The sequence below is a fragment of the Nocardioides daphniae genome (assembly GCF_004777465.1).
GTDB lineage: Bacteria > Actinomycetota > Actinomycetes > Propionibacteriales > Nocardioidaceae > Nocardioides > Nocardioides daphniae.
The window spans coordinates 2,050,429-2,071,927 of the sequence record NZ_CP038462.1 but is presented as its reverse complement, the minus strand read 5'-3'; the positions used below and the strand labels follow the sequence as shown (position 1 = coordinate 2,071,927).

Below are 21,499 nucleotides of genomic sequence, written 5' to 3'. Positions count from 1 at the left end.
GGTGCACGTCTGATGGTTGCCCGCGCCGTCCTGGTCACCGGGGGAGTCCGCTCGGGCAAGTCCCGTCACGCGGAGGAGCTGCTGGCCGACGCCGGGCACGTGACCTACGTCGCGCCCGGCCCCACGCCGGACGTGGAGCAGGACCCTGACTGGACGGCCCGGATCGAGGCCCACCGCGCCCGGCGCCCCGCCCACTGGGCCACCGTCGAGGGGCACGACCTGGCCGCCGCGCTCGCGCAGGCGCCCAGCGCCGTCCTGGTCGACTGCCTGGGCACCTGGCTCACCAGCACGATCGACGTCGCCCAGGCGTGGGAGGCGCCGTCGGACGACGTGCAGGCACTCGTCGAGCAGGCGCTGGAGGGCGTGGTGGAGGCCGTACGCAGCCACCCCGGCCCCGTCGTCCTGGTCACCAACGAGGTGGGGCTCGGTGTCGTGCCGGTGCACCGCTCCGGCCGGCTCTTCCGTGACCTGCTTGGCACGGTCAACCAACGGGTGGGGCAGGTGTGCGACGAGGTGCACCTGGTGGTGGCCGGTCGCGTCCTGGTGCTCTAGAGCGCCGCGGTGGTCCCCAGCAGGGCCGCCGCGAGGGCGAGCTCGATCCCGGCGCCGAACACGTCGCCGGTGACGCCGCCGAGACGTCGTACGCAGTGTGCGACGAGGGCGGTGACGGTCGCGGCGGCCAGGACCATGCCCGGGGTCATCACGGCCAGCGGCAGGTCGAGCCACCACGCCACCGCCGTGGCGCCGGTGGCCCAGAGGATCCACAGCATCGCGGCCTGCCAGGGGGCGACCACGCCCGACATCGGGTTGCCCAGTCCGTCACGACGGGCCGGCGGCACCCCGCGCAGGCAGGCGATCGAGAGGGCGAGGCGCGAGAGGCAGACAGCCAGGCCGGCGGCGACCGCGCCGCGCACCGAGGTCAGCAGGGCGGCGAATCCGGCGACCTGGAGCCCGGCGACCACCACGGTGGCCACGACGCCCGCGGGGCCGGAGGTGCCCGACTTCATGACCTGCAGCGCGCGCTCTCGGTCGTACGACGCGGTGAGGCCGTCCGCAGTGTCGGAGAGGCCGTCCCAGTGCAGGATGCGCGTGGTGAGCGCCAGCCAGCCGAGCGCCAGGAAGCCCAGCGTGAGGCCGGAGAGCAGCAGACGCTCACCGAGCCAGCCGAGCGCCACGACGCCCGCGCCGAGGGGGAGGACTGCCAAGGGTGCGAGCAGGACGGCAGCACGCGCACTCGCGCCGTTGACCACCGTGGGCGGCGCCGTCGGCAGGGCGGTCAGCGTGCCGAGCGCCAGCCGCCAGCCGTCGCGGATCACCCCATGATCTCCGACAGCAGGGCCACGTCGCGCAGCACCGCGATGGCGCTGCGGAGCACCGGGACGGCGGCCACGGCGCCACTGCCCTCGCCGAGGCGCAGCCCGAGGTCGAGCAGCGGCTCGAGACCCAGTTTCGACAGGGCCAGCGACTGACCCGGTTCGGTGGAGCGGTGGCCGGCGGCGAACCACGCAGAGGCGCCCGGGGCGATGCGCTCGGCCGTCAGCGCGCAGGCGACGGACATGAGGCCGTCGAGGAGCACCGGTACGCCCGCCTCGGCCGCCGCGACGAGGTAGCCGGTGGTGGCAGCGAGGTCGGCGCTGGAGAGCGCCTTCAGGGTCTCCATCGGGTCGTCGGTCCGCTCCCCGACGCGGTCGAGTGCCTGCTGCACCACGGCGACCTTGTGCTGCCACGCCGCGTCGTCGATGCCCGTGCCTCGGCCCGGTGACCTCGACGGCGGGGAGCCCGAGCGCGGCGGCGACCATGGCGGAGGCGGGGGTGGTGTTGCCGATGCCCATGTCGCCGGAGATCAGCATCTGCGCGCCGGCGGCGATCTCCTCGGCGGCGACGGCGCGACCTGCGGCGTACGCCCGCTGGAGCTCGGCGTCGGTGAGCGCGTCCTCGAGGTGGATGGCGCCGCTCGAACGGCGGACCTTGTGGGCGACGACGTCGGCCGGGACCTCGCCCAGGTCGGAGTCGACGCCCAGGTCGAGGACGCGGACGGCGACCTGGTGGGCGGAGGCGAGGGCGTTGACCCCGGCCTTGCCCGCCAGGAACGTGCCCACCATCGCGCCGGTGATCTCGGACGGGAAGGCGGAGACGCCGTGGGCGGCGACGCCGTGGTCACCGGCGAAGATGACCAGGCGGACGTTGGTCAGCTCGGGCGGCGGGACCTGCCCCTGGGTGGCGGCGAACCAACAGGCCAGCTCGCCGAGTCGACCCAGCGCGCCGGGAGGGGTGGCCAGCCCGAGGAGGCGGGCCTCTGCGTCGGCGCGGACATGGGGGTCGGGAGCAGCAACAGTCACCGAGCCAGTCTAGGTGGCCCGGCCGGGTGCGGCAGGTGGGGTCCCAGCGCACGGAGGCCTCTCAGGACAGCCTGCCTGTGTGACGCGAGAGACGCCTTTCGGCCTAGTCACCGGGCCCCCGCAGGCGCATCGTGGAAGTGAAAGAAAACGTGTTCCCGTGGAGGACACAGGGCCCTCCGAGATCGGGTGCACACCGACCCGGAGGCCGTCATGAACGCCACCCACAGCACACGAGAGGCACAGAACCACCACGCCTTCAGCGAGATCGTCGCCCACCTCACCGTCGGTGACTCCGCTGAGGAGCCCACGACCCGCCGGCACCCCGTCGGTGTGGCCATCGCCGCGGGGTTGACCCGACTGGCCATCGGCTGGGTCTTCCTCTGGGCGTTCCTGGACAAGACCTTCGGCCTCGGCTTCGCGACGCCCGCCGACCGGGCATGGCTCGAGGGCGGCAGCCCCACCAGCGGCTTCCTCAGCGGGGTCGAGGGGCCGTTCGCCGGCACCTTCAACTCGATGGCCGGGCAGGCATGGGCCGACTGGCTCTTCATGATCGGGCTGCTGGGCATCGGAGTGGCCCTGATGCTGGGGGTCTTCACCAACCTGGCGGCAGCCAGCGGTGCTGTGATGCTGGTCCTGATGTGGGCCGCGGTGCTTCCGCTGGACAACAACCCCTTCATGGACGACCACCTGGTCTACGCGCTGGTCCTGGGCCTGCTGGCCCTGATGGGAGCAGGACGCCACCTGGGGTTGGGCAGCTACTGGGAGAAGGTGCCCGTGGTCCAGAAGTACCCGATCCTCCGCTGACCTCGGAGGAGGCGACCCGTCGGCTGGGCCGGCGGGTCGTTTGCGTGTGGGCCGGCGGTGGAGCGCGGAGGGCGGCGGTTGAGGCCGGTGCAGCTGGAGGCTGCGGAGCGGGAGTCACGAGGCTCGGTGGGCGATACTGGGTTTGAACCAGTGACCTCTTCCGTGTCAAGGAAGCGCGCTACCGCTGCGCCAATCGCCCGGGGTGGTGCATGTGGAGTTGTCGTTCGAGGTGGGTACGGGATTTGAACCCGTGTACACGGATTTGCAGTCCGTTGCCTCGCCTCTCGGCCAACCCACCCTGCGAGGCCCACGGCGGTGGAGCTGGGCCGTGAGGCCCTTGGAGCGGACAACGAGACTCGAACTCGCGACCTCAACCTTGGCAAGGTTGCGCTCTACCAACTGAGCTATGTCCGCACTGCTCCCTCGGCCGTGATCCGGCCGGTGGTGCGAGAAGAACAGTAACGGATGGTGCAGGTGGGTCCGAAACGGGGGGTCGGTTTTCTGGCAGCGACCCTGTCAGGGTGGCTGGGGGCGGCCCCTGGTGAGCCCTCCGGGGCGCATCGGCCAGGCCCGGGGTACACGTCGAAGGCCCCGGTCAACTGACCGGGGCCTTCGTGGTGGTGGGCGATACTGGGTTTGAACCAGTGACCTCTTCCGTGTCAAGGAAGCGCGCTACCGCTGCGCCAATCGCCCGTGGTGGTGCTCTTCAGTTGTGGTGCTCGAGGTGGGTACGGGATTTGAACCCGTGTACACGGATTTGCAGTCCGTTGCCTCGCCTCTCGGCCAACCCACCGTGGTGGTCCTCCCATGGAAGGACCCGGTGGAAAGACCTGACCGAGCGGACAACGAGACTCGAACTCGCGACCTCAACCTTGGCAAGGTTGCGCTCTACCAACTGAGCTATGTCCGCACTGCGACTTCCGCCCGAGTTGCCCCGGTCGGTTGCTGCGAAAGGAACATTAGCCGATGGGTCGAGTGATGCAAAACCGGGGGTGTCGCGGGGGTGTCGTAGGGGTGCCGCAGGGGCCCACACGGGGATGCCGCTCCGCGGCGGAGGCCCCTCTACAGTGACGCCATGCGTACGGGGGACGGGGTCTTCGAGACCTTGCGGATGGTCGACGGGGTGCCGTTCGCCCTGACCCGTCACCTGCGACGGATGGCCGACTCGGCCGCAGCCCTGGGACTGCCCGAGGTCGTCGTGGACGACGTTCGCGAGCAGGTGCTGCGCGAGGTGGCCGAGGCCGGGGGAGGGGTTGCCCCCGTCGCTCGGCTGCGGCTGCTGTGGAGCGCTGGCGGTCTGCAGGTGGCGCACAGCGAGCTGCCGCCGGCCGACGGAGCGCTGCACGTGCGTACGACGTCGTGGCGCCGCAGCCGGGGTGCGGGCGCCGGAGGTCACAAGTCGACCGACTACGTCGACAACCTGGTGGCGTTGCGCGAGGCCGTGGCCGCGGGCGCCGACGAGGTGCTCCTCGCCGACAGCGGGGGAAACCTGGCGGAGGGGAGTGCGACCAACGTGTTCTACGTCGTCGGGGGAGAGCTGCGTACGCCGTCGCTCGTCACCGGCTGCCTGCCCGGCATCACCCGTGCCCTCGTGCTGGAGTGGGTGGGTGCGCGCGAGGTCGAGGAGCCGCTCGGGGTGTTGGAGGAGGCCGAGGAGGTCTTCCTGACGTCGAGCACGCGCGAGGTGCAGGCCGTCGCGTCGTGCGACGCGTGGACGTACGCCGCGCCGGGGCCGCTCACCACTGAGGTGGTGCGGACGTTCGCTGCGCGTCGGGACGCGCAGCTCGATCCGTAGGACCGGGAACGAGAGATCAGACGGCGAGCAGCTGCTCGATCATGGCGTCCATGCTGAGGTGCTGCGACTCCTCGCCCTCGGGGACGAGCGCCAGCGAGCGCTGGACGAAGGTGAAGACCGCGTCGGTGCGCGCCTCGGTGACGAGGTGGCCGTCGGGGGAGCTGAGCTCGATGATCACGACCGCGCGGCCGTGGTCGTTGATGCTCGGGCACACGTGGACGTCGCCGTCGCCGATGGGGGCGGTGAGGCCGCGCAGCAGCAGGTCGCGGCTGAACGTCCAGGGGAGGTCGCCCTCGGGGGTCAGGAAGGTGACGGTGACCGCGAACGGGTCGGTCTTCGAGTACGAGAAGACGGTGTCGAGGTCGTGGGTGCGACCGGACGTGTCGATGCACTGGATGGTGATGTCGTGCGTGACGACGGTTTCGGTGACGCGGTCGTGACGACTGCCCATGGTGACCCCTCCAACTTGGTCTCTGTTGGTGAAGAGACGCAGGTGCCAATGTGCCATGACGCGGTTTCTCATCAACTATTTTGGGGAAAGTTTTGTTGCCCCTTCTGGCTAGGCTCAGCGGGGTGGCGGGAAGCAACGTGATGGATGACACCGAGCGGGACCTCGAGCGGGCCGAGCAGGAGTACTTCGGCCCGCGGTTCCTCGCCCGGATCCATGCGCGTCTCCACCAGAACCCGGTGACCAGCATCCTGACCAAGATCGTGGTCACCACGGTCGGCGTCCTGGTGATCCTGGCCGGTGTCGTGATGATGGTGGCCCCCGGCCCTGGGATCCTGGGCCTCATCTTCGGCCTGGCGATCCTGTCGACCGAGTGGCGGTGGGCCGACCGGTGGCTGGACGCGGCGCGCGACGCCGCGCACCGGGCCGCGGAGAAGGCCCGCGAGATGGACCCGGTCGTACGCCGCAAGCGCGTCGCGGTGCTCGCGATGACCGCGCTGCTGGTCGGGCTGCTCGTGTACGCCGTCATCGACGCCCACGGGTGGCCGCACTTCGCCGTCGAGGGCTGGGACTGGGTGCAGGGGCTCTCCGGGGTCGTCCCCGAGCTGCCAGGGATGCCACGATGAACCCCCGATGTGTGTCGCGGTGGGTCATGCGCTAATGTTTCGCGACGTACCACGCGGGCGATTGGCGCAGTGGTAGCGCGCTTCGTTCACACCGAAGAGGTCACTGGTTCGAACCCAGTATCGCCCACCGCATGCTAAACCGCCTCTGACCTGCGGAAACACGGGTCGGAGGCGGTTTTCATTTTCGCCGGCGTAGTCCCTACGTAGTCCTCAGAATCCTCGGCGTTTCGTGGTCCTCGGGTCACCAGTTGACGGCCGGGATGCGTTCGAGGGCCGCCTCGAGGTCGTCGAGCTTGATGCGGATCGGTCGGTTCCCGCAGTGGTAGGCGGGGATCGTGCCGTCGCTGATCCGGCGTCGGATCGTCTTGGTCGAGACCGACATGACGGTTGCGGCCTCCTCGATGCTCAGGTAGGTCGGGAGGTTCCTGTGCTGGGTCATGGCGTTGCTCCTAGGCGCGAGGTGGGTAGGTCGGGGCGAGGCCGGGTCTGGTGCTCCGTGTCCCGTGCTGGATAGGTGTGACTCCCATCCCGCGTTCAGCCCGTGGGGTCAGGCGTCCCCGTGGTCGATCGAGGCCTGGACGTCCGGGATGACGTCGACCTGCCACGGAGCCGGAAGTTCGAGCCGCCGGCCGGCGAGTCGGGTGAGCAGCTGCTCGATCTGGCTCCGTGGTGTGGGGTGGCGTCGGTATCCGTTGTGCATGACGTGTCTCAGATCGTCGGCGGGCGGGGGACGGGCGGGTTCTTAGCCCACGAGGCAAGCCCGTCGAGGCCGCGGGTGTGGCCTTCGGTGGCGACGGCGGTCTTGATGGCTTGCCATCTGCTGGGGCGCACACCGTTTTGTACGACGGCGGTCACGAGCTCCGCTGCTGGGTAGGGCTGGCCCTGCGGCACCTGGTCCAGGGCGCACCAGGCGAGGGCGCCGTGGCCCTTGAGCCAGCTGGCGAACGCGAGCATCGTGGCCGGGGCAGCCCGGACAGAATCCGGTGCCCGGCGAGTCAGGTCGCTCCACAGCGCCACGTGCGAGGTGGCGTTCTCAGCGTTCATGTCGTGCCAGAGTTGGTCGCGGATCGGGATGGACTTCACCGACACGAGGAGCCGAGCCGCCTCGGGGTCGTCGAGGCGGATGCCGGTGGAGTGGAAGGTGTCGAGCCGGTCCAGCGCGAGTGTGGCATCGACGTGGGTGGTGCTGGCTGCTGTCGCGGTGCGGGCGTCCGCGAGGAGTGCCGCGATGGACTTGTCGTCGCCCACCAGCGAAGCGGCGAGCGCTTCACGGCTGGGGGCGGGTTGCGCGAGGCCGTTCAGGACGGTCTGTGCGGCGACGATCTGGCGCGTCTCGGGCGTGAGGGGACCGGCAGCCCCGGTGTCGAGGTCGGCCCACTGGGTGTCGCTGGCCCAGAGCCGGATGGGAACGTCCACACCGATGGCCTGGAGTCGAATGGCGAAGTCCTGGCCGAGCCTGTCCGCGTAGTCGCGGTCAGCGGAGAAGGAGAAGAGCCCGATCTGCGCACCGGGGCGGGTGTGCCGGGCGTACACACCGCCGATCGACTCCCAGACCTGTTCACGTTCCCGAGCCGACGTCGGTAGGTCGACTCGGGCAGCCGGTAGTTCAGAACTCAGGGGTACGAGTACGAGTGAGTCCTGTGGTGTGAAGCCCAGGACGTGCGGGATGACGCTGATCAGCTCATCAGGGGAGCGGACGGAGAACTTCATGCCCTGTAGGTGGGCGCCAGCGTCTGTAGTCGGGCCGCGCGGCTTTCTCGGGGGTACGACGCGGACCGCGGAGCCGAGGGGGTGCGGCGCCGTGACGGTAATCATGGGTGGCTGCCTCAGCGGGTGCTCCCTGCGCGGCAACCTAGAGGTGCAGCAGGATAGGGTCTGCCCCCGGTCTTGTTGACACTCGGGGATTGCAGTAGTCAGGCCGCGTCTGCGGCCGCGTAGATCATCTCAAACTCGACCGGCGTGAGCTTGCCGAGGGCTCGTTGGCGACGGCGGCGGTTGTACTTCGTTTCGATCCAGGTGACCATCGCCAGGCGTAGCTCGTCGCGGGTGTCCCAGCGGCGGGTGTTCAGCACGTTCTTCTGCAACAGCGAGAAGATGCTCTCCATGCTGGCGTTGTCGCCGGCTCCGTAGGAGCGGCCCATCGAGCCGACCAGGCCGTTGTTGGCCAGGAGCCGCTGGGTGCGGTTGGCGCGAAATTGGCCGCCTCTGTCGCTGGGACACACGGTGCCGACGGGGGCGCGTAGGGCGATGGCGTTGCGCATCGCAGCACGTGCCAGAGACGACTTCATTCTGGTGTCGATCGAGTATCCGACGATCTTGTTCGACCACACGTCCTTGATCGCACAGATGTAGAGCTTCCCTTCCCGCGTCGGGTGCTCCGAGATATCCCAGAGCCACAGCTGGTTGGGGCCAGTAGCGGCGAAAGCGTGCCGCACGACCCCGTGCTCGTCGACGACCGCGAGCAGGTCGTCGTGCGGCGCCGGGCCGGTCGAGCCGGGCTTGCTGCGCTTCTTGGGGTGGCTGGCGGTGATGCCGGCGATGCGGCACAATCGGTGCACGCGGTTCTCACCGCCCCTGATGCCGTGCTCGAGCTCAAGCTCGTCGGTGAGGAACCGGTACCCCAGCGTCGCGTCGTCGGTGTGCAGGTCGTACAGGACGTCGATGACGTGCGCGTCGTCCCAGTCCCGCTGACTCACGGGGTCCTTGAGCCACTGGTAGTACCCCTGCCTGGACAAGCCCAGGACCCGCAACGCCACCGCGACAGGCACCCTGATCGGGGCACCGGCCGCGGCCATCTCTCGGACGAGCGGAAGACTATTTTCCCGGCAGGTTCGCCTGGGACAGGTAGGCGGCAGCTCGTCGCAGGACCTCGTTCTCCTGCTCCAGCAGCTTGTTGCGCCGCTTCAGCGCCCGCAGCTCCTCACGGTCGGCGTCGGTCTGACCGGAACGCCGGCCGTCTTCGATGTTGGCCTGCTTCATCCAGTTCGCCAGGGAGCCTTCGGAGATCCCGAAGTCCTTCGCGATCTGCTTCAACGAGGACTGGCCCTGCCGGGCCACAGCCACGACGTCGTCGCGGAACTCTTGGGGGTAGGGCTTTGCCACGGGGGACATCCTTCCGCCTGAGGCCGAAACCTCAGAGGTCAGGTGTCAACTCAACTGGGGGCAGACCCCGTCACGGCGTAGCGACCTGCACGCTTCGACTTGCCGTAGAACTTCACCATGTTGCCGTTCCTCGAGACGGTCATCTGCACCCCCGGCGGCAAGGCACCCTTCCGTGTCCACGTCGGAGTCACTCGGATTCCGCGTTGACTACGGAAGTAGCGCTGCGGCTCGAGTACCCACGAAGACGCCCATCGCTTGGTCTTCCTCGTAGGTGTAGTTCTCGTGGAAGGCGATCCTGGCGTTCCATTTTGGAGCGCAGACGATGTCTCGCTGGTGGCACATGGAGATCGTGCGTCCACTCACGTCGGACGGTATCGGGCCATGACCAGCGAAATTGAGCGCAACATACGCGCCCGGTTTGTCGCGCACTCCGTCGACCGCAGGGGTATATGCACCTTCCCAGAGTGTCTCGGTGGGATTCGCTAGCTTGCCGGGATCAGCTAGCAGCGCGATTCCACCAATCCGGCTCCTCTCAGACGAGTCCATGTTCCGCAGGGCTATGTTGATCGATAACGCCCCCTGTGAGTAGCCCACGAGCGCGAACTGGGAGCTTGGGCAGAGTGCTGACTCGGCACGCATCGCTGCGAGCAACTTGTCCACTCCCTGCCAGATGCTGTCGATGAACTCCTCGCCGGACACTCGGGGCTCGAGGTAGGGGACCGGAAGGGCCAGGTATTGAATCGCGACGAACTTGGTCGTGGCGGACGGCTTGAGCTCAAGCACTCGGTCACGTATGGCGCCCGCAATCACAAGGTTGTCGAGGCCGAATCCAGACGTGTCGGAACCGAAGGTCGGCAAGGTCGTCTCGTTCGGGCCCTGTGGCAATTCGCCGGAGCCCCGGAGCCCGTAGATCACTAGTTGTTTGCACCCATTGTCGGCTGGTGCTGGCTGCGCCGGCGCTGCGGGCGGTCGTGGCGGAGCTACGTAGCCGCGCCACGGAAAGACGACAGCCCCGGTCCCAGAGACCGATGTGCCTGTCCCGAACGGCGACGGACCGCTTGCGGATCCCCAGTCCACGTCTGTGGCATCGGTGAAGCCATGAGCAACGAGCCCGCTTGAGCTGTTGAGAATTGCGCCGTGAATCTCGGCGTTGCCGTCGGAACTTGTGTGCAGACCCGTGGCGGCGTACGTGATCGTCGTGTCCCGAAGGACAGCTTCCCCGCCGTCGGCCACGTAGAGGCCACCCCAAGCGGACGGGCCTGGCACCTGGGGAGAATTCCCGCTGAGATCGACCCCCACCGAGTCATCCAGAGTCGTGGTGAACACCACCGGCGCATTCTCGGCACCCACCGCCACCAGCGAGCCTTGGATGTGCAGGTTTGCGTAGTTGTTATAAGCCCGGTGGAACTTCAAGACGACGCCCTGATCTAACTTCAGAGACCGGCCAGACGGCACGGAAAGACCGTCACCCCCGCTCCCGGAGGTCGTAATGCCCACGGTGTACGTAGGCCCTTCCGCCGAGATTCGCCAGTCCTCAACCAGTTCGCCGCCACATAAAACGCCGGATACGTCGCGTCAGTGAATGAGCTACCAGTCCACGACGTAGGTCGTAACTTCTTATCCCAGAACTGGAACGGCCGCGCCGCACCCGATACCTGGTTGTTTCGAAGATCTGCCGTTGCGGCAGAAGTTTCATTCGCGGAGTAGTAGTAGAGGCCGCCCACCAGCTCGTTGTTTGAAACCACCACATCACCAACGTCGGTGCCGGTGTATCCCCGCGATACCGCGATGGCCGTGCCGCGGTTCACCGCGCTCACCGCCGAGCCCGATACTCGCAGGTCAGCAGACCCCACAGTCACATCCAACCCGGCCCGGGTCGACGCCAGCGAATCAACCAGCTGAAAGCTGCCACCGTTGACGTACAGACGATCGGCATACCGCACCTCGACTCGCTCCAAGGTCGCCGACGCGCTATCGGCCACGTGGATGCCACCCCAAGACGACGGGGTTGGCGCCTCGGGAGAATTCCCGCTGAGATCGACCCCCACCGAGTCATCCAGAGTCGTGGTGAACACCACCGGCGCATTCTCGGCACCCACCGCCACCAACGAGCCTTGGATGTGCAGGTTTGCGTAGTTGTTATAAGCCCGGTGGAACTTCAAGACGACGCCCTGATCCAACTTCAGAGACCGGCCAGACGGCACGGATAGACCGTCACCCCCGCTCCCGGAGGTCGTAATGCCCACGGTGTACGTAGGCCCTTCCGCCGAGATTCGCCAGTCCTCAACCAGTTCGCCGGCCACATAAAACGCCGGATACGTCGCGTCAGTGAATGAGCTACCAGTCCACGACGTAGGTCGTAACTTCTTATCCCAGAACTGGAACGGCCGCGCCGCACCCGATACCTGGTTGTTTCGAAGATCTGCCGTTGCGGCAGAAGTTTCATTCGCGGAGTAGTAGTAGAGGCCGCCCACCAGCTCGTTGTTTGAAACCACCACATCACCAACGTCGGTGCCGGTGTATCCCCGCGATACCGCGATGGCCGTGCCGCGGTTCACCGCGCTCACCGCCGAGCCCGATACTCGCAGGTCAGCAGACCCCACAGTCACATCCAACCCGGCCCGGGTCGACGCCAGCGAATCAACCAGCTGAAAGCTGCCACCGTTGACGTACAGACGATCGGCATACCGCACCTCGACTCGCTCCAAGGTCGCCGACGCGCTATCGGCCACGTGGATGCCACCCCAAGACGACGGGGTTGGCGCCTCGGGAGAATTCCCGCTGAGATCGACCCCCACCGAGTCATCCAGAGTCGTGGTGAACACCACCGGCGCATTCTCGGCACCCACCGCCACCAACGAGCCTTGGATGTACAGACGCGTGTTGGCGTCGGCCTTGATGATCGTCTTGGCAGATATGGTCAGGGTGGCTCCGGCGGGAACTACGACGTCGCAGGTCAATCGGTGGACGCCTCCGTCTTGCGACCAGGTCTGATCGCCGCCAAGCTGGCCGCAGTGTTCTGAGACCCCTGGGCGGGTTGCCGTCGGCAAACCTGTGGCGGAAGCGGATTTCGCCGACTCGTTGCCAGCGTTGTCCACCGATGTCACGGCGAAGTGGTAGGTCGTCCCGTTCGTCAGCTCCGTAGCCTCATACGAATTCGCACTGATCGGCGAACCCGTCAACTTTGTCCACGGGCCACCCGACGACGTCGCCCGATAGACGTTGTAACCTTCCAAGTCGGCCGCACTCACCGCCGCCCAGGCCAGATGCACCGAGGTGTCGCCCGGTGTCGTATCGAGGTCCCTCGGGACGGGTGGCGGCCTTGTGTCATCTGCGGCGGCAGGCGTCGCGCTGGCCGCTGTGGACTTCGCTGACTCGTTGCCCGTGGTGTCTACCGACGTCACGGCGAAGAAGTAGGTCGACCCGTTGGTGAGATTCGTCGCGTCGTACGACCTGGCGCTTATGGTCGAGCCCGTGAGCTTGGTCCACGGACCATCCGACCACGTCGCCCGATACACGTTGTAACCAGCCAAGTCGGCCGCACTCACCGCCGCCCACGTCAGATGCACCGAGGTGTCACCCGCAGACGCATCGAGAGACGCCGGCACAGGCGGAGGCGTGGTGTCCGGCATCGGGGGCGGCGTGGGCGTCGGGGTGGGCGTCGGCGGCGGAGTCGGCGTGGGGGGCGTGGTGACGGTGAGGGTCCGGGTCTTGGTGGTGAACTTCTTGTACCGCTTGCCCCTGACCTTCGTCTTCGGCGCGGTGATGCCGACCCTCCACCCCGGCCTTGGCAGGGGCAGCGAACGACACCTTGTAGGTGCCCTTTTTGGTGGTCTTGGCCTTCGCAGCCGTGGTCCACTTCTTGCCCAAAGCGACCCGCACGATCACCGGCCGCTTGACCTTGCCGGGCACCTTTCCCTTGACCGAGACCGTCCCCCCCGGTGCAGTCGATGTCGGAGACAGGAGGAAACTCTTGCCTGCCCGCGCCGAGGCTGCGCTCCCACCAACCACGCTGGATGAGTCCAGGGAGACTGCTGAGGTAGTCACGCCCATCGTCGAGACCACGAGCGCAGCCACAGTCGCCACCGCGGTCAGCGCACGTTGTACACCACTCATTCCTAACCCCCATAAACGGCCCGAGAATCCAGCAGCCGGATCTTCTCCGGTGCTATACAACAGGGGTCCGCCGACCTGCGCAATGAAAATTTACAAGGCGTCTACTATCTCTTCGCTGGCCACAAATAACAGGGTGAGGTTCCCCCGAATCGGCTCGCGGGGCGCGCCAGTGCAGAGAATCGTCTTCTGGGATACGCGTGAGTGCTTGGCCGCGAGCGGGACCGTTGGAGTGCCTAGGTGTGATGTCCAGGCACGTTGGTCAGCCGGGTGATGGGCGGACGGCCTCCGATGGCGGAATGGACGCGATGATGATTGTAGAAGTGGAGCCAGCCCGGTAGCGCGTTGTTGCGTTGCTCGGTTGACTCGTACAGGCGGGCGTAGGCCCAGCCGTCGGCCAGGGTGCGGTGGAACCGTTCGATCTTGCCGTTGGTCTGTGGCCGGTACGGGCGGGTCCGTTTGGGTGTGATCTCGAGGGCAGCGCAGGCGTCGCGCCACGCGAAGGAGCGGTAGCAGCTGCCGTTGTCGGACAGGACCCGTTCGACGTTGACTCCTCGCTCGGCAAACCAGGCCACCGTGCGGTGCAGGACCTCGACCGCGGTGGCCGACTTTTCGTCAGGGTGGATCTCGGCGTAAGCCACGCGCGAGTGGTCGTCAATCACGGTATGCACGAAGGCGGTACCGATGTTGGGGTGTCCCTTGACTGTGCGGCCGGTCCTCAGGGCCGTGGCGGCTTTGTTCTTGTTGCCCTGCTGAGGACCGACGTAGCGCCAGCCACCGCCGTCGGGGATGTTGCCGAACTTGGTGACATCGACATGGATCAGCGACCCCGGATGCGGATGTTCGTAGCGGCGTAGGGGTTCCCCGGTGACGCGGTCGATGTGGGACAGCCGATTGATGCGGCACCGCACCAGCACTGCGTACACAGTCGATGCCTGCATCCCCAGACGGCCGGCGATCTGGACCGGACCGAGGCGGTGACGCCACCGCAGGCGCACGATCTGGCGCACGACCGCAGGGCTGGTTCTGGTTGGCCAAGAGTGTGGCCGCGATGACCGGTCACCCATGCCCGCTGGGCCTTCGGTGCGGTAGCGGACGGCCCACTTCTTCGCGGTGCGTGGGGACACCATGAACATCTTCGCAGCGGCGCCGTAGGTCCAACCGCGGTGTCGACGACGAGTCGAGCGAGTCGCAAACGGGCGCGCGGGGTCAGGGCAGCGTTAGCGTGGGACACGAAGGCCTCCAGGTTGCGGGAGCGGTGAACTAGACAGCTCCACTCCACAACCGGAGGCCTTCACCTGTCAGGTCGACTCACCGCGCCTGGCTGAACAACCTCCCTGGACATCACACCTAGGCGACACTGGAGCCAGCTCCTGACTCCGCTCTCCGGGATCATGGGCGAGTGGCATGTGCGCGCCTTCAGCAGAAAGACGAGCCCACCGGATTGCGTGTGTCGGATGTCAGCAGTGACGCAAGCTCCAGCGGGTCAGGATCAGGATCCGAGCCGCTCGACCGTCAACAGCAGTTCGTCTAGCGAGGACCGTTGACAGTGCTCGGCGAGGAAATTAAGAGGGACAATCCGTCCCATCCACTCATCCAATTCTGACGTGGGCGGGGGCAAATTCTCGGGGCGGATGAGCAATGCCTCGGCGTCGGGAGGTGGAAAGTCCGCGTCGGCGCAAAGGAGGAAGGCTAGCGCTCGCGGCGGAGTCGGAGTGTCCCGGTCCTGGGTGACGAACGCTTCGTATCCTCCCTCCCATGTGGTCGCAGCGTCGTGGCGATGAAGTGCGAAGACGCGGAGAACGGTCACGTCCTCGGCCACGAGGTCCGCGTACCTGGGTCGTTCGATGATCTGAAGCGCTGCGTCGGAACGGCCAGCGCAGATCTGCTCGGTTACCCAGCTCAAGAATGCGAGCTGGTGCTGGGTGGCCTCCCAGTTCGCGGCATTATGTGCACCGCGGGCCAGGCGGTGACGGTACGCCGGCCACAGCGGCGTCGCAGCCGCTGCCGGCAAGCCGGTCTCGACGGGGCGCACGAGCGAGAATCCGATCATGACCGCACCGGCACAGGTGGCGAGTAGAGCGATCACCTGATCCCGCTCGTGGTTGGCGTGTATAGCAACGCACGCGATGAGTGCCAGGAGCGGCAGTTGAGCGAGTCCATAGGGCAGCGCAGCTAAATCGAGTCGTCGTGGCGGGGCCATTCGTTCCAGCAGCCGTCGTTCCCCACGACGATGCAACGCGGAGTGCAACGGGGTGAGGACCACGACTGCGTACGCGATTACCCCGGCCACCGCAGCAACGCCTGCCAGCGTCCCGCGTTGCCAAGTCTCGTCACTTGTCGAAGCGACCTCGTGGCGCAGCCAGTCGGGAAGGTGCGCCGTGCGGGCCGCCCAAGCGGCGGAGGAGGTGAGATCGCCCCAGCGCCACAGCACCCACGAGGCCGCGACCATCGCGGCGAGTTCGATCAGACGCTCGCCGAGCCGGACACTGCGATGCTCACGATCGAGCATGGCATGGTGCATCAGCCCTACGTCATCAGTGGAGAAGAAAGGTTCGCCATCTGCCGCAAACCCGATCGCTGCCATGATCGGGACAATCACCTGGTCGACATTGGAAACGTAGGTTGTGTGCGCTGACCAGGGCTCGCCACCGTTCTGGACGATAATCTCGACGGGGTGGATGCCGTCCGCATCGATGGGGCCGGCGCTGACCGGGTCGAGCTGGCTGTAGAGGTTGAACCAACGGAGCTCAGGGCAGGCGGCCTTAACGCGCGCCGACGGATCCTCTCGGGACAGCCGCAACAGGCCGATCGCGCTGCCGAGCGTGAACATCGTATGGGGCTGCAGGTCGGGTCTTGCGATCACGGTCTCTAAAGCGATAACGCTGCCCTGGGAATGGGCCACCAGAATGATCTGGTCGCACTCGGACGAAAGACACTCGAGATCCGCCACCAGGCGTGACCGCATCGCATTGAAGCTGACCGGGCTGCGCACAAGTGCGTAAGCGTCGCCGTCGGCGAGGATGAGCCAGCCGGACATGGACTTGGCAATTCCGCGCAGGCCGGGCACGACCCTCGCCACAACGTAGAACGCGACCACCAGGATCGGCAGGACGACCGAGAGGATCGCAAGCGCGGCGAGCGTCGCCATGGCCACCAGGGCTGCCGGTGTGAAGATCAACGAGAACACAAGGAGAACGGCGAGGGTCAGACCGAAGAACAGCCAGAGCCGAAACAGCGCACGCCATGCTACGACGGGCGCCCACCGCAGCATTTGGCCCAGGGACGGAGGAGTGAAGCAGTCCGCCCACCAACTCTCGGCAAGCGTGACCTGTATGGCCGTTCGGTCGTGGCGTAGCCAGTCTAGGTTCAGCCGGGTTGGCCCATTCGTATCGGCTGCCACTGCGTGGATCCGAATCGACCCGCCGCGGGCGGCCTCCCAACGCTTCATCGTGTCCAGTAGGGCGTCACCCATCGAGCGCAAGGTTGAACCTGGTGCCTGGTTGCCGATCCCGTGGACGAACAGCACTCCGACCCGGGTCATAACGTCACGCTAGGCCAGAGGGCGGCGCTGGCGTCAACACTGGCGAGCAGGAAAGCCGAAGGTGGCATTACCTTCGTGGCGCGTGACGCGGATCGAGTCCTCGTGAAAGAGGTAAGGATGAGTTTCACACCAGCGTTCAACATCGCGCCGAATCGTCAGGCCAGAAAGCGTATACACGAATGACACTCGCGGTGTCGTTGCGGGGAAGGAACGGACCAGCAGCACACATGGGCTTGTCGGGTGCCCTGGCGGGGTGGGCCATCCTTCTCACGGTTCGTGGCCGCATTCAGCCAGACCAATGACGTTGGAAGCTGCTGCAGTCTGGGTGGAGTGCATCGAGTGGCCGGCTGGCCTTCGTGCTTCTTCAGCCGCTCAGATGGAGGGCCGACGATCCGTCTGGTCGTAGGGGAAGTGGACGAGGCTGGCGTGCAGTGCTGCGCGACTGCGGATGGGCTCGCGGAGGCCTGGGCAGCGGGCGCGGGGCGTAGGCCGTTCTCGATGAGCTCCATGACGGGGAGGTCCCGGTGGTCAGGGCGGGGGCGTACGCCGTCTTGGGTGTTGCGATGACGTTGCCGTCGCGGTGTTCGAGTTCGTCGAGTGTGTGGCGGGGCAGGTAGGCGTGGCGGCGGAGGCCCTCGTCGATCAGGTCGCTGATGTGGGTGTCGGTGAGGTCGAAGAGGTGATCGAGGGAGTGAAGCAACCGCAGCTGGATCTCGCTGTTGGGTGAGAGTGCCCGTGCGCGGGTGAGGGCGTTCGCTGCTTCGGTGGCGGCGTGATGGCCGGTGCCGAGGTTGCCGCCGATGTCGCGCAGTAGCCGCTGGAGGTCGCGGTACGTGGCTGCGCGGGTGGTCCACCGCGCCGCGAGCGTGGGGGAGTAACGGTCGGCGAGGCCCGCGAGCGTGGTCGAGAGCTGGTGTTGGCCGTCGGCGATGAGGCGCAGGTTGAGGGCGGTAGGGAACTGGTTGAGCCGCACCAGCAGGTTGTGTTGGGCGTGGATCACGCCAGGAAGTCCGGGTGGGGCTGCGGTTCTGAGGATGCGGGCGCGGGGCTTCCAGCCGCGCATGTCGATGGAGTAGTCGGCTGGCCCCATGGCGGCATCCAGGGCGCAGGCCAGGGCCGCCCACCCGAGCCGCTGCGGCTGGGGTAGCGCCGTCCAGCCGGACTGACGGTGGTTTCGACGGTCGAGGATCACGAGCGCTTGGGTGACGGCGGCGACATCACCGATGAGGGTCTGCTGCTGCGGGTGTCAGGTGGAGGCTGGTGAGGTCGGCGGCGTGGTCGTGCTCGGCGAGGGCGGCGCCGCGGGCGGCGTTGCGCCAGCACTCGACCAGCCGGTGGTCCTGCGACGTGGTGAGTTGGTCAAGGTCCGCGCGTGCACCGGCGGCAGCTACGGCCTGGGTGAGGGCGTAGCGCAGTGCGATGAGTGCGCCGTGCGTGGGGGCGTACGGGCTGAACGGGTCGGGTGGGGGTGTCGCGGCGGCGGGGACGGCGTACGGGCGACGGCTTCGATGGCTTGAAGGCACCAGGTGAGGACGTTGTTGCGGTACCGCACGCACTGCTGGACCAAGGTTGCGGTCTCGTCGGGTGTGGGACGGGGCCTTCCAGGACTGGGGGCGCCGGCGAGGTGTTGGGCGTGGCGGTGGTGGCGCAGGAGCTCGTCGAGGTGGCTGCGGGTGAGGTGGGTGTTTTCGCCGTACATCAACAGTGGTCCAGTTCGTGGGCGGTGCCGAGCATGGCCAGGACGAGGTCGATGTGGAGGACGTCGAGGCCGTAGGCGCGCAGCCGGGTGACCGCTTCGAGGGCATCGACGAACAATTGCCGCTCGGTCTCGGCGCAGACCAGCGTGGTGTCGATCGCGGGGACATGGTCGGCGTGGATCAGATCGAGCGCGGCGAGGGCCTGCTCGTAGGCGCTGGAGGCGTCGGCAGTGAACGCGGTGTCGGCGAGCTCGGCGATGCAGGAGCGAGCCAGTGCGAGGGTGTGGGTGTGGGCGATCAGCATCAGCGGGCTCCGGGCTGGGGTCGTGTTCACGATGACTGGAATCGGCGCCTCGGGTCGTGACGGGGGCGGCGTTGTGGATGGCTCGGTCCGTCTGAGTGCCGAGCGCGGACGTCCGCTCAGGCGGTGTCGAGGACCTGGTCTTCGATGTGGCGGCGGGTGGCGATGTCGTCGTGGACGAACTCGAGGAAGTCGGCGCGCCGGTCGGTGATCTGGTTCTCGAGGTACGGCGGGGGGGGTCGCCGGGCCAGGCTGTGGTGCGGGTGGGGCGGTCACGGTCGAGGCGGGTGCCGCAGGTGGAGACCCATTCGCGGAGCCGGTGGCGGGCTTCGGTGAACTCGCGGTGCCAGCTCAGCGGGCCGGGGGTGGCCTTCGGGTCGTAGGCAGCGAGCCAGGCGATGTGGAGGGCGGAGAGTTCCCACACCAGTTCGTCGTGGCGATGCCACAGCGGTGGCACGACGGTGGCTGGGAGGCCGTAGGTGTGGCGAAGCCAGTCGACCCAGGCGTCGAGGTCGAGCCATTCCGCGGCGGCTTCGGCTGCGGTGAGCAGGTTCCAGTTCACCGGCCCGGGCGGTGGCTCCCCGAGGCCGAGGGCGTCCGTCGGCTGGGGGCCGCGGTGTGCGGGCAGGTCGTCGTCGGGCTCGGCGAACAGGAACTGACCCTGCCGGATTCGGTGGCGGGGTTCTGTCCGGCCGTGGCGTGGGAGGGGTCTGGTGCGTCCATCGCGGAGGCCTGCCGCTTAGATGCCCAGTGCCTGGTTGGCGGCAGCCTTCGACGGCTGGGTAGGCACGTCGGGTGTGCTGGTCAGGTCTGCAGGGGGAGCGTCGAGCTGGCGGTTGGGTGCGCGTTCGACGGTGTACGTGGTGCGTGCGAGGTCGTGGCCGATGCGGCGCGCGACGAACTCCTCGCGGGTGGTGACGTCGCCGTGCCGTTCGACCTCGTACTCGGTGATGTAGCCGAGGCGAGGAAGTTGTCGCCGACCCGGAACCGGTCGTAGGCACGTTCGGCGGTCTTGGCGTAGGCCACGAGGTCGTGGAAGGTCGAGTCGAGCTTTGTGAAGGTGTGGTCGGCCTCGCGGCGGTAGTGCTCGACCCCGACGCGGGCGTAGAAGCGGGCCTGCCCGGTGCTGGTGAAGTGCAGTTGCGGGGTGGTGGCGATGAAGCCGTGCAGGCTCATCTGGGGGGATCGTCATGACTGGCTCCTGGTGCTGGGGCGATTGGTGTGGATCACGACCGCCGGTACATGTCAGGTGTGCGCAGGAGACCGGGGCAGTTGCGTCTCGTCTGGGCTCGGCGTCGTTGTCGGTGGGCTCGGGCAGACTCGCGTCATGGAGTGGACGCGTGAGGGTCTCGAAGCAGTGGGGTTTACCGGATTCGTGCCGTTCTCGGCACTACCCACCGCGGGGGTGCCGCGGGCTCCCGGTGTCTACGTGGTGATCCGCGAGCACGTTGGGGACCCGGTGTTCCTCGACGTCAGTCCGGCTGGGTGGTTCAAGGGCAAGGACCCCTCGGTCACCGGCGCCTTGCTGGAAGCCGCGTGGGTGCAGGGCGCGCATGTGCTCTACATCGGGAAGGCCGCGGCCGGGGCCACCGGGCGGCGGGGTTTGGCGAAACGTCTGGACGAGTTCCGGCGTCACGGAGGCGGCCGGTGGGTCACTGGGGTGGCCGTTACCTGTGGCACCTGGAGGACGCGGGGGATCTGCTCGTCGCCTGGCTGGAGACCCCCGAGGCGGACCCTGAGGACGTCGAGTCCGACTTGATCGGTCGCTTCGTCGATGCCTGGGGTGCACGCCCGTTCGCCAACCGGAAGGCGGGGCGGCGTACCGCGTCATCGTCCTGAGGACCCTGCGCCCACTGTCGACGACCTAGCGGCGGCGGAGTGATGCCTCGACGGCCGCCCGTTGGGTCGCGATGAGGTCGGCGTCCTTGCGCCTGGTCCAGGCGCGGAGGTCGGTGACCAGGGGTGGTGCGCTGCGCAGCAGGACCAGCGCGGTGCCGAACGGCAGTGTCCGGATGGTCTCGGGCGGCATCACGGGGACGCGGCGGGTGGAGCGTTGCAGGGATCGGGAGCCGTAGTCACCGATGGAGGTCGTGTCGGTGGTCTCGTCGCGTTCCCGATGAGGGCGGAGAGGTCTTGGAGGTCGCGGGCGGAGGAGGTGCCGCCGAGGATGACCTTCACGATGGAGGCGTCCCAGATCGCTCCGGCGGCGTGGTCCCCCCACTTGTCGCGGGCCTGGGACAGGGACTGCAGCACCGGCATGGTGGTGATCCCGGTCCCTCCGCCTTCGGCCATCAAGACCGGCAGCGAGGGGAGTGGTGACAGGTTCCCGATCTCGTCGAGTGCCATCAGCAGGGTGGGTCGAGGCGGGCACCGGGTGAGGTGGCGGCGAGGTGTCTGGCGGTTTCGACGAGGTCCTCGATGAAGGCAGCGACCAGCGGCCACGACGCCCCAGCGCCGGCGCCGGTGGCCAGCAGGTAGAGCGTGCCGTGCTCGGTGAGGAACTCGACGGGATCGAACTCCTCGCCCTCGCGCGGTGACACGGTCTCGATGACACGGGGGTCGGCCAGGCAGGACAACGCCAGGGAGACGCCCATCCAGATGGAGTCGCGCGTGCGTGGGTCGGCGTGGATCATCGACTCCAACGAGTCAGCCCACCCGGCGGCCGCGCCCGTGTGGCTGGAGAGGATCGCGACTGCATCAGCTGCTGAGGACGGTGAGAGAGTCCAGCCG

Annotated in this window: 23 protein-coding genes, 7 tRNA genes and 2 pseudogenes; 6 read left to right on the top strand and 26 right to left on the bottom strand. The window is 67.5% G+C overall.

Features of this window, described 5'->3' with window-relative positions; translation table 11 throughout:
• Positions 1-12 precede the first annotated feature (12 nt).
• On the top strand, positions 13-552 hold the full coding sequence (gene cobU, locus E2C04_RS10175; protein ID WP_135832495.1) for a bifunctional adenosylcobinamide kinase/adenosylcobinamide-phosphate guanylyltransferase: 540 nt from the start codon (positions 13-15) through the stop codon (positions 550-552).
• Here cobU and E2C04_RS10170 read toward each other — a convergent pair.
• From E2C04_RS10170 to E2C04_RS20920, 3 genes and pseudogenes are all read right to left on the bottom strand, one after another.
• The gene (locus E2C04_RS10170) at positions 549-1,316 is read right to left on the bottom strand and encodes an adenosylcobinamide-GDP ribazoletransferase (protein ID WP_229721714.1); all 768 of its coding nucleotides are present in this window, start codon (positions 1,314-1,316) and stop codon (positions 549-551) included. The genes cobU and E2C04_RS10170 overlap by 4 nt on opposite strands.
• A complete protein-coding gene (locus E2C04_RS20925; RefSeq protein WP_275106585.1) occupies positions 1,313-1,741 on the bottom strand; it encodes a nicotinate-nucleotide--dimethylbenzimidazole phosphoribosyltransferase in 429 nt (142 codons plus the stop codon). Before E2C04_RS20925 ends, E2C04_RS10170 begins: the two co-directional genes overlap by 4 nt.
• 100 nt (positions 1,742-1,841) lie before the next feature.
• Positions 1,842-2,339: pseudogene (locus E2C04_RS20920) on the bottom strand (nicotinate-nucleotide--dimethylbenzimidazole phosphoribosyltransferase); the annotation flags it as partial.
• Between the two features lie 210 nt (positions 2,340-2,549).
• Between E2C04_RS20920 and E2C04_RS10160 the strand changes: the two are divergent.
• Positions 2,550-3,143: a DoxX family protein gene (locus E2C04_RS10160; protein WP_135832494.1), complete on the top strand. Its 594-nt coding sequence runs from the start codon at positions 2,550-2,552 to the stop codon at positions 3,141-3,143.
• A gap of 127 nt (positions 3,144-3,270) precedes the next feature.
• Here E2C04_RS10160 and E2C04_RS10155 read toward each other — a convergent pair.
• From E2C04_RS10155 to E2C04_RS10130, 6 genes are all read right to left on the bottom strand, one after another.
• Positions 3,271-3,342: transfer RNA gene (locus E2C04_RS10155), tRNA-Val, on the bottom strand.
• A gap of 28 nt (positions 3,343-3,370) precedes the next feature.
• A tRNA-Cys gene (locus tag E2C04_RS10150) sits at positions 3,371-3,441 on the bottom strand.
• Positions 3,442-3,481: 40 nt separating this feature from the next.
• Positions 3,482-3,557: transfer RNA gene (locus E2C04_RS10145), tRNA-Gly, on the bottom strand.
• Positions 3,558-3,761: 204 nt separating this feature from the next.
• Positions 3,762-3,836 (bottom strand) — tRNA-Val (locus E2C04_RS10140).
• A gap of 29 nt (positions 3,837-3,865) precedes the next feature.
• Positions 3,866-3,936: transfer RNA gene (locus E2C04_RS10135), tRNA-Cys, on the bottom strand.
• A gap of 44 nt (positions 3,937-3,980) precedes the next feature.
• A tRNA-Gly gene (locus E2C04_RS10130) sits at positions 3,981-4,053 on the bottom strand.
• Positions 4,054-4,218: 165 nt separating this feature from the next.
• Between E2C04_RS10130 and E2C04_RS10125 the strand changes: the two genes are divergently transcribed.
• Positions 4,219-4,938: an aminotransferase class IV gene (locus E2C04_RS10125; protein WP_135832493.1), complete on the top strand. Its 720-nt coding sequence runs from the start codon at positions 4,219-4,221 to the stop codon at positions 4,936-4,938.
• 16 nt (positions 4,939-4,954) lie between these two features.
• Here E2C04_RS10125 and E2C04_RS10120 read toward each other — a convergent pair whose 3' ends face one another.
• Complete coding sequence (locus E2C04_RS10120; protein ID WP_158630662.1) at positions 4,955-5,389, bottom strand: SsgA family sporulation/cell division regulator; 435 nt, start codon at positions 5,387-5,389, stop codon at positions 4,955-4,957.
• Positions 5,390-5,511: 122 nt separating this feature from the next.
• Between E2C04_RS10120 and E2C04_RS10115 the strand changes: the two genes are divergently transcribed.
• Positions 5,512-6,012 carry a PGPGW domain-containing protein gene (locus E2C04_RS10115; RefSeq protein WP_202977741.1) on the top strand — a complete coding sequence of 167 codons (501 nt, stop codon included), beginning with the start codon at positions 5,512-5,514 and terminating at the stop codon, positions 6,010-6,012.
• Between the two features lie 55 nt (positions 6,013-6,067).
• Positions 6,068-6,139, top strand: a tRNA-Val gene (locus E2C04_RS10110).
• Positions 6,140-6,253: 114 nt separating this feature from the next.
• Here E2C04_RS10110 and E2C04_RS10105 read toward each other — a convergent pair.
• The 13 genes and pseudogenes from E2C04_RS10105 to E2C04_RS10050 form a co-directional block, all read right to left on the bottom strand.
• Positions 6,254-6,451, bottom strand: a complete 198-nt coding sequence (locus E2C04_RS10105) for a helix-turn-helix domain-containing protein (RefSeq protein WP_135832491.1) — start codon at positions 6,449-6,451, stop codon at positions 6,254-6,256.
• A gap of 108 nt (positions 6,452-6,559) precedes the next feature.
• Entirely contained in the window at positions 6,560-6,712 is a 153-nt protein-coding gene (locus E2C04_RS17750; protein ID WP_158630661.1) for a hypothetical protein, read from the bottom strand.
• Between the two features lie 8 nt (positions 6,713-6,720).
• Entirely contained in the window at positions 6,721-7,722 is a 1,002-nt protein-coding gene (locus E2C04_RS10100) for a DUF4192 domain-containing protein (protein WP_158630660.1), read from the bottom strand.
• Between the two features lie 203 nt (positions 7,723-7,925).
• A protein-coding gene (locus tag E2C04_RS10095; RefSeq protein ID WP_420873078.1) for an IS3 family transposase occupies positions 7,926-9,114 on the bottom strand; the annotation gives its coding sequence in 2 pieces (ribosomal slippage) (positions 7,926-8,834 and positions 8,836-9,114; 1,188 coding nt in all).
• A 207-nt stretch (positions 9,115-9,321) separates the two neighbouring features.
• Complete coding sequence (locus E2C04_RS10090) at positions 9,322-10,527, bottom strand: cutinase family protein (RefSeq protein WP_158630659.1); 1,206 nt, start codon at positions 10,525-10,527, stop codon at positions 9,322-9,324.
• A gap of 20 nt (positions 10,528-10,547) precedes the next feature.
• A complete protein-coding gene (locus E2C04_RS10085; protein WP_238694240.1) occupies positions 10,548-12,662 on the bottom strand; it encodes a fibronectin type III domain-containing protein in 2,115 nt (704 codons plus the stop codon).
• Between the two features lie 28 nt (positions 12,663-12,690).
• Positions 12,691-13,026, bottom strand: a complete 336-nt coding sequence (locus E2C04_RS17745; RefSeq protein WP_158630658.1) for a hypothetical protein — start codon at positions 13,024-13,026, stop codon at positions 12,691-12,693.
• Between the two features lie 437 nt (positions 13,027-13,463).
• Positions 13,464-14,461, bottom strand: a pseudogene (locus E2C04_RS10075) (IS481 family transposase).
• 258 nt (positions 14,462-14,719) lie between these two features.
• Positions 14,720-16,771 (bottom strand): hypothetical protein, encoded by a 2,052-nt coding sequence (locus E2C04_RS10070; protein WP_135832486.1) that lies wholly within the window; start codon positions 16,769-16,771, stop codon positions 14,720-14,722.
• Between the two features lie 364 nt (positions 16,772-17,135).
• The gene (locus E2C04_RS10065; protein WP_135832485.1) at positions 17,136-17,861 is read right to left on the bottom strand and encodes a hypothetical protein; all 726 of its coding nucleotides are present in this window, start codon (positions 17,859-17,861) and stop codon (positions 17,136-17,138) included.
• Between the two features lie 127 nt (positions 17,862-17,988).
• Entirely contained in the window at positions 17,989-18,294 is a 306-nt protein-coding gene (locus E2C04_RS10060) for a hypothetical protein (RefSeq protein ID WP_135832484.1), read from the bottom strand.
• A 175-nt stretch (positions 18,295-18,469) separates the two neighbouring features.
• A complete protein-coding gene (locus tag E2C04_RS10055; protein ID WP_145965134.1) occupies positions 18,470-18,772 on the bottom strand; it encodes a hypothetical protein in 303 nt (100 codons plus the stop codon).
• An 801-nt stretch (positions 18,773-19,573) separates the two neighbouring features.
• Positions 19,574-19,945, bottom strand: coding sequence for a single-stranded DNA-binding protein (locus E2C04_RS10050; RefSeq protein ID WP_135832482.1), 372 nt, complete (start codon positions 19,943-19,945; stop codon positions 19,574-19,576).
• 471 nt (positions 19,946-20,416) lie between these two features.
• On the opposite strand from E2C04_RS10050, the gene E2C04_RS18695 reads away from it, so the two are divergent.
• Positions 20,417-20,608: a hypothetical protein gene (locus E2C04_RS18695; protein WP_202977740.1), complete on the top strand. Its 192-nt coding sequence runs from the start codon at positions 20,417-20,419 to the stop codon at positions 20,606-20,608.
• A gap of 25 nt (positions 20,609-20,633) precedes the next feature.
• Here the strand turns inward: E2C04_RS18695 and E2C04_RS19820 are convergent, their stop codons facing one another.
• The 3 genes from E2C04_RS19820 to E2C04_RS19810 are packed head-to-tail and all read right to left on the bottom strand — an operon-like array spanning position 20,634 to position 21,402.
• On the bottom strand, positions 20,634-20,798 hold the full coding sequence (locus tag E2C04_RS19820) for a hypothetical protein (protein ID WP_238694239.1): 165 nt from the start codon (positions 20,796-20,798) through the stop codon (positions 20,634-20,636).
• Positions 20,798-21,115 carry a TraG/TraD/VirD4 family protein gene (locus E2C04_RS19815; protein ID WP_238694238.1) on the bottom strand — a complete coding sequence of 106 codons (318 nt, stop codon included), beginning with the start codon at positions 21,113-21,115 and terminating at the stop codon, positions 20,798-20,800. The genes E2C04_RS19820 and E2C04_RS19815 overlap by 1 nt, the downstream gene beginning before the upstream one ends.
• Positions 21,115-21,402, bottom strand: coding sequence for a type IV secretory system conjugative DNA transfer family protein (locus E2C04_RS19810; RefSeq protein ID WP_238694237.1), 288 nt, complete (start codon positions 21,400-21,402; stop codon positions 21,115-21,117). Before E2C04_RS19810 ends, E2C04_RS19815 begins: the two co-directional genes overlap by 1 nt.
• Positions 21,403-21,499 lie beyond the last annotated feature (97 nt).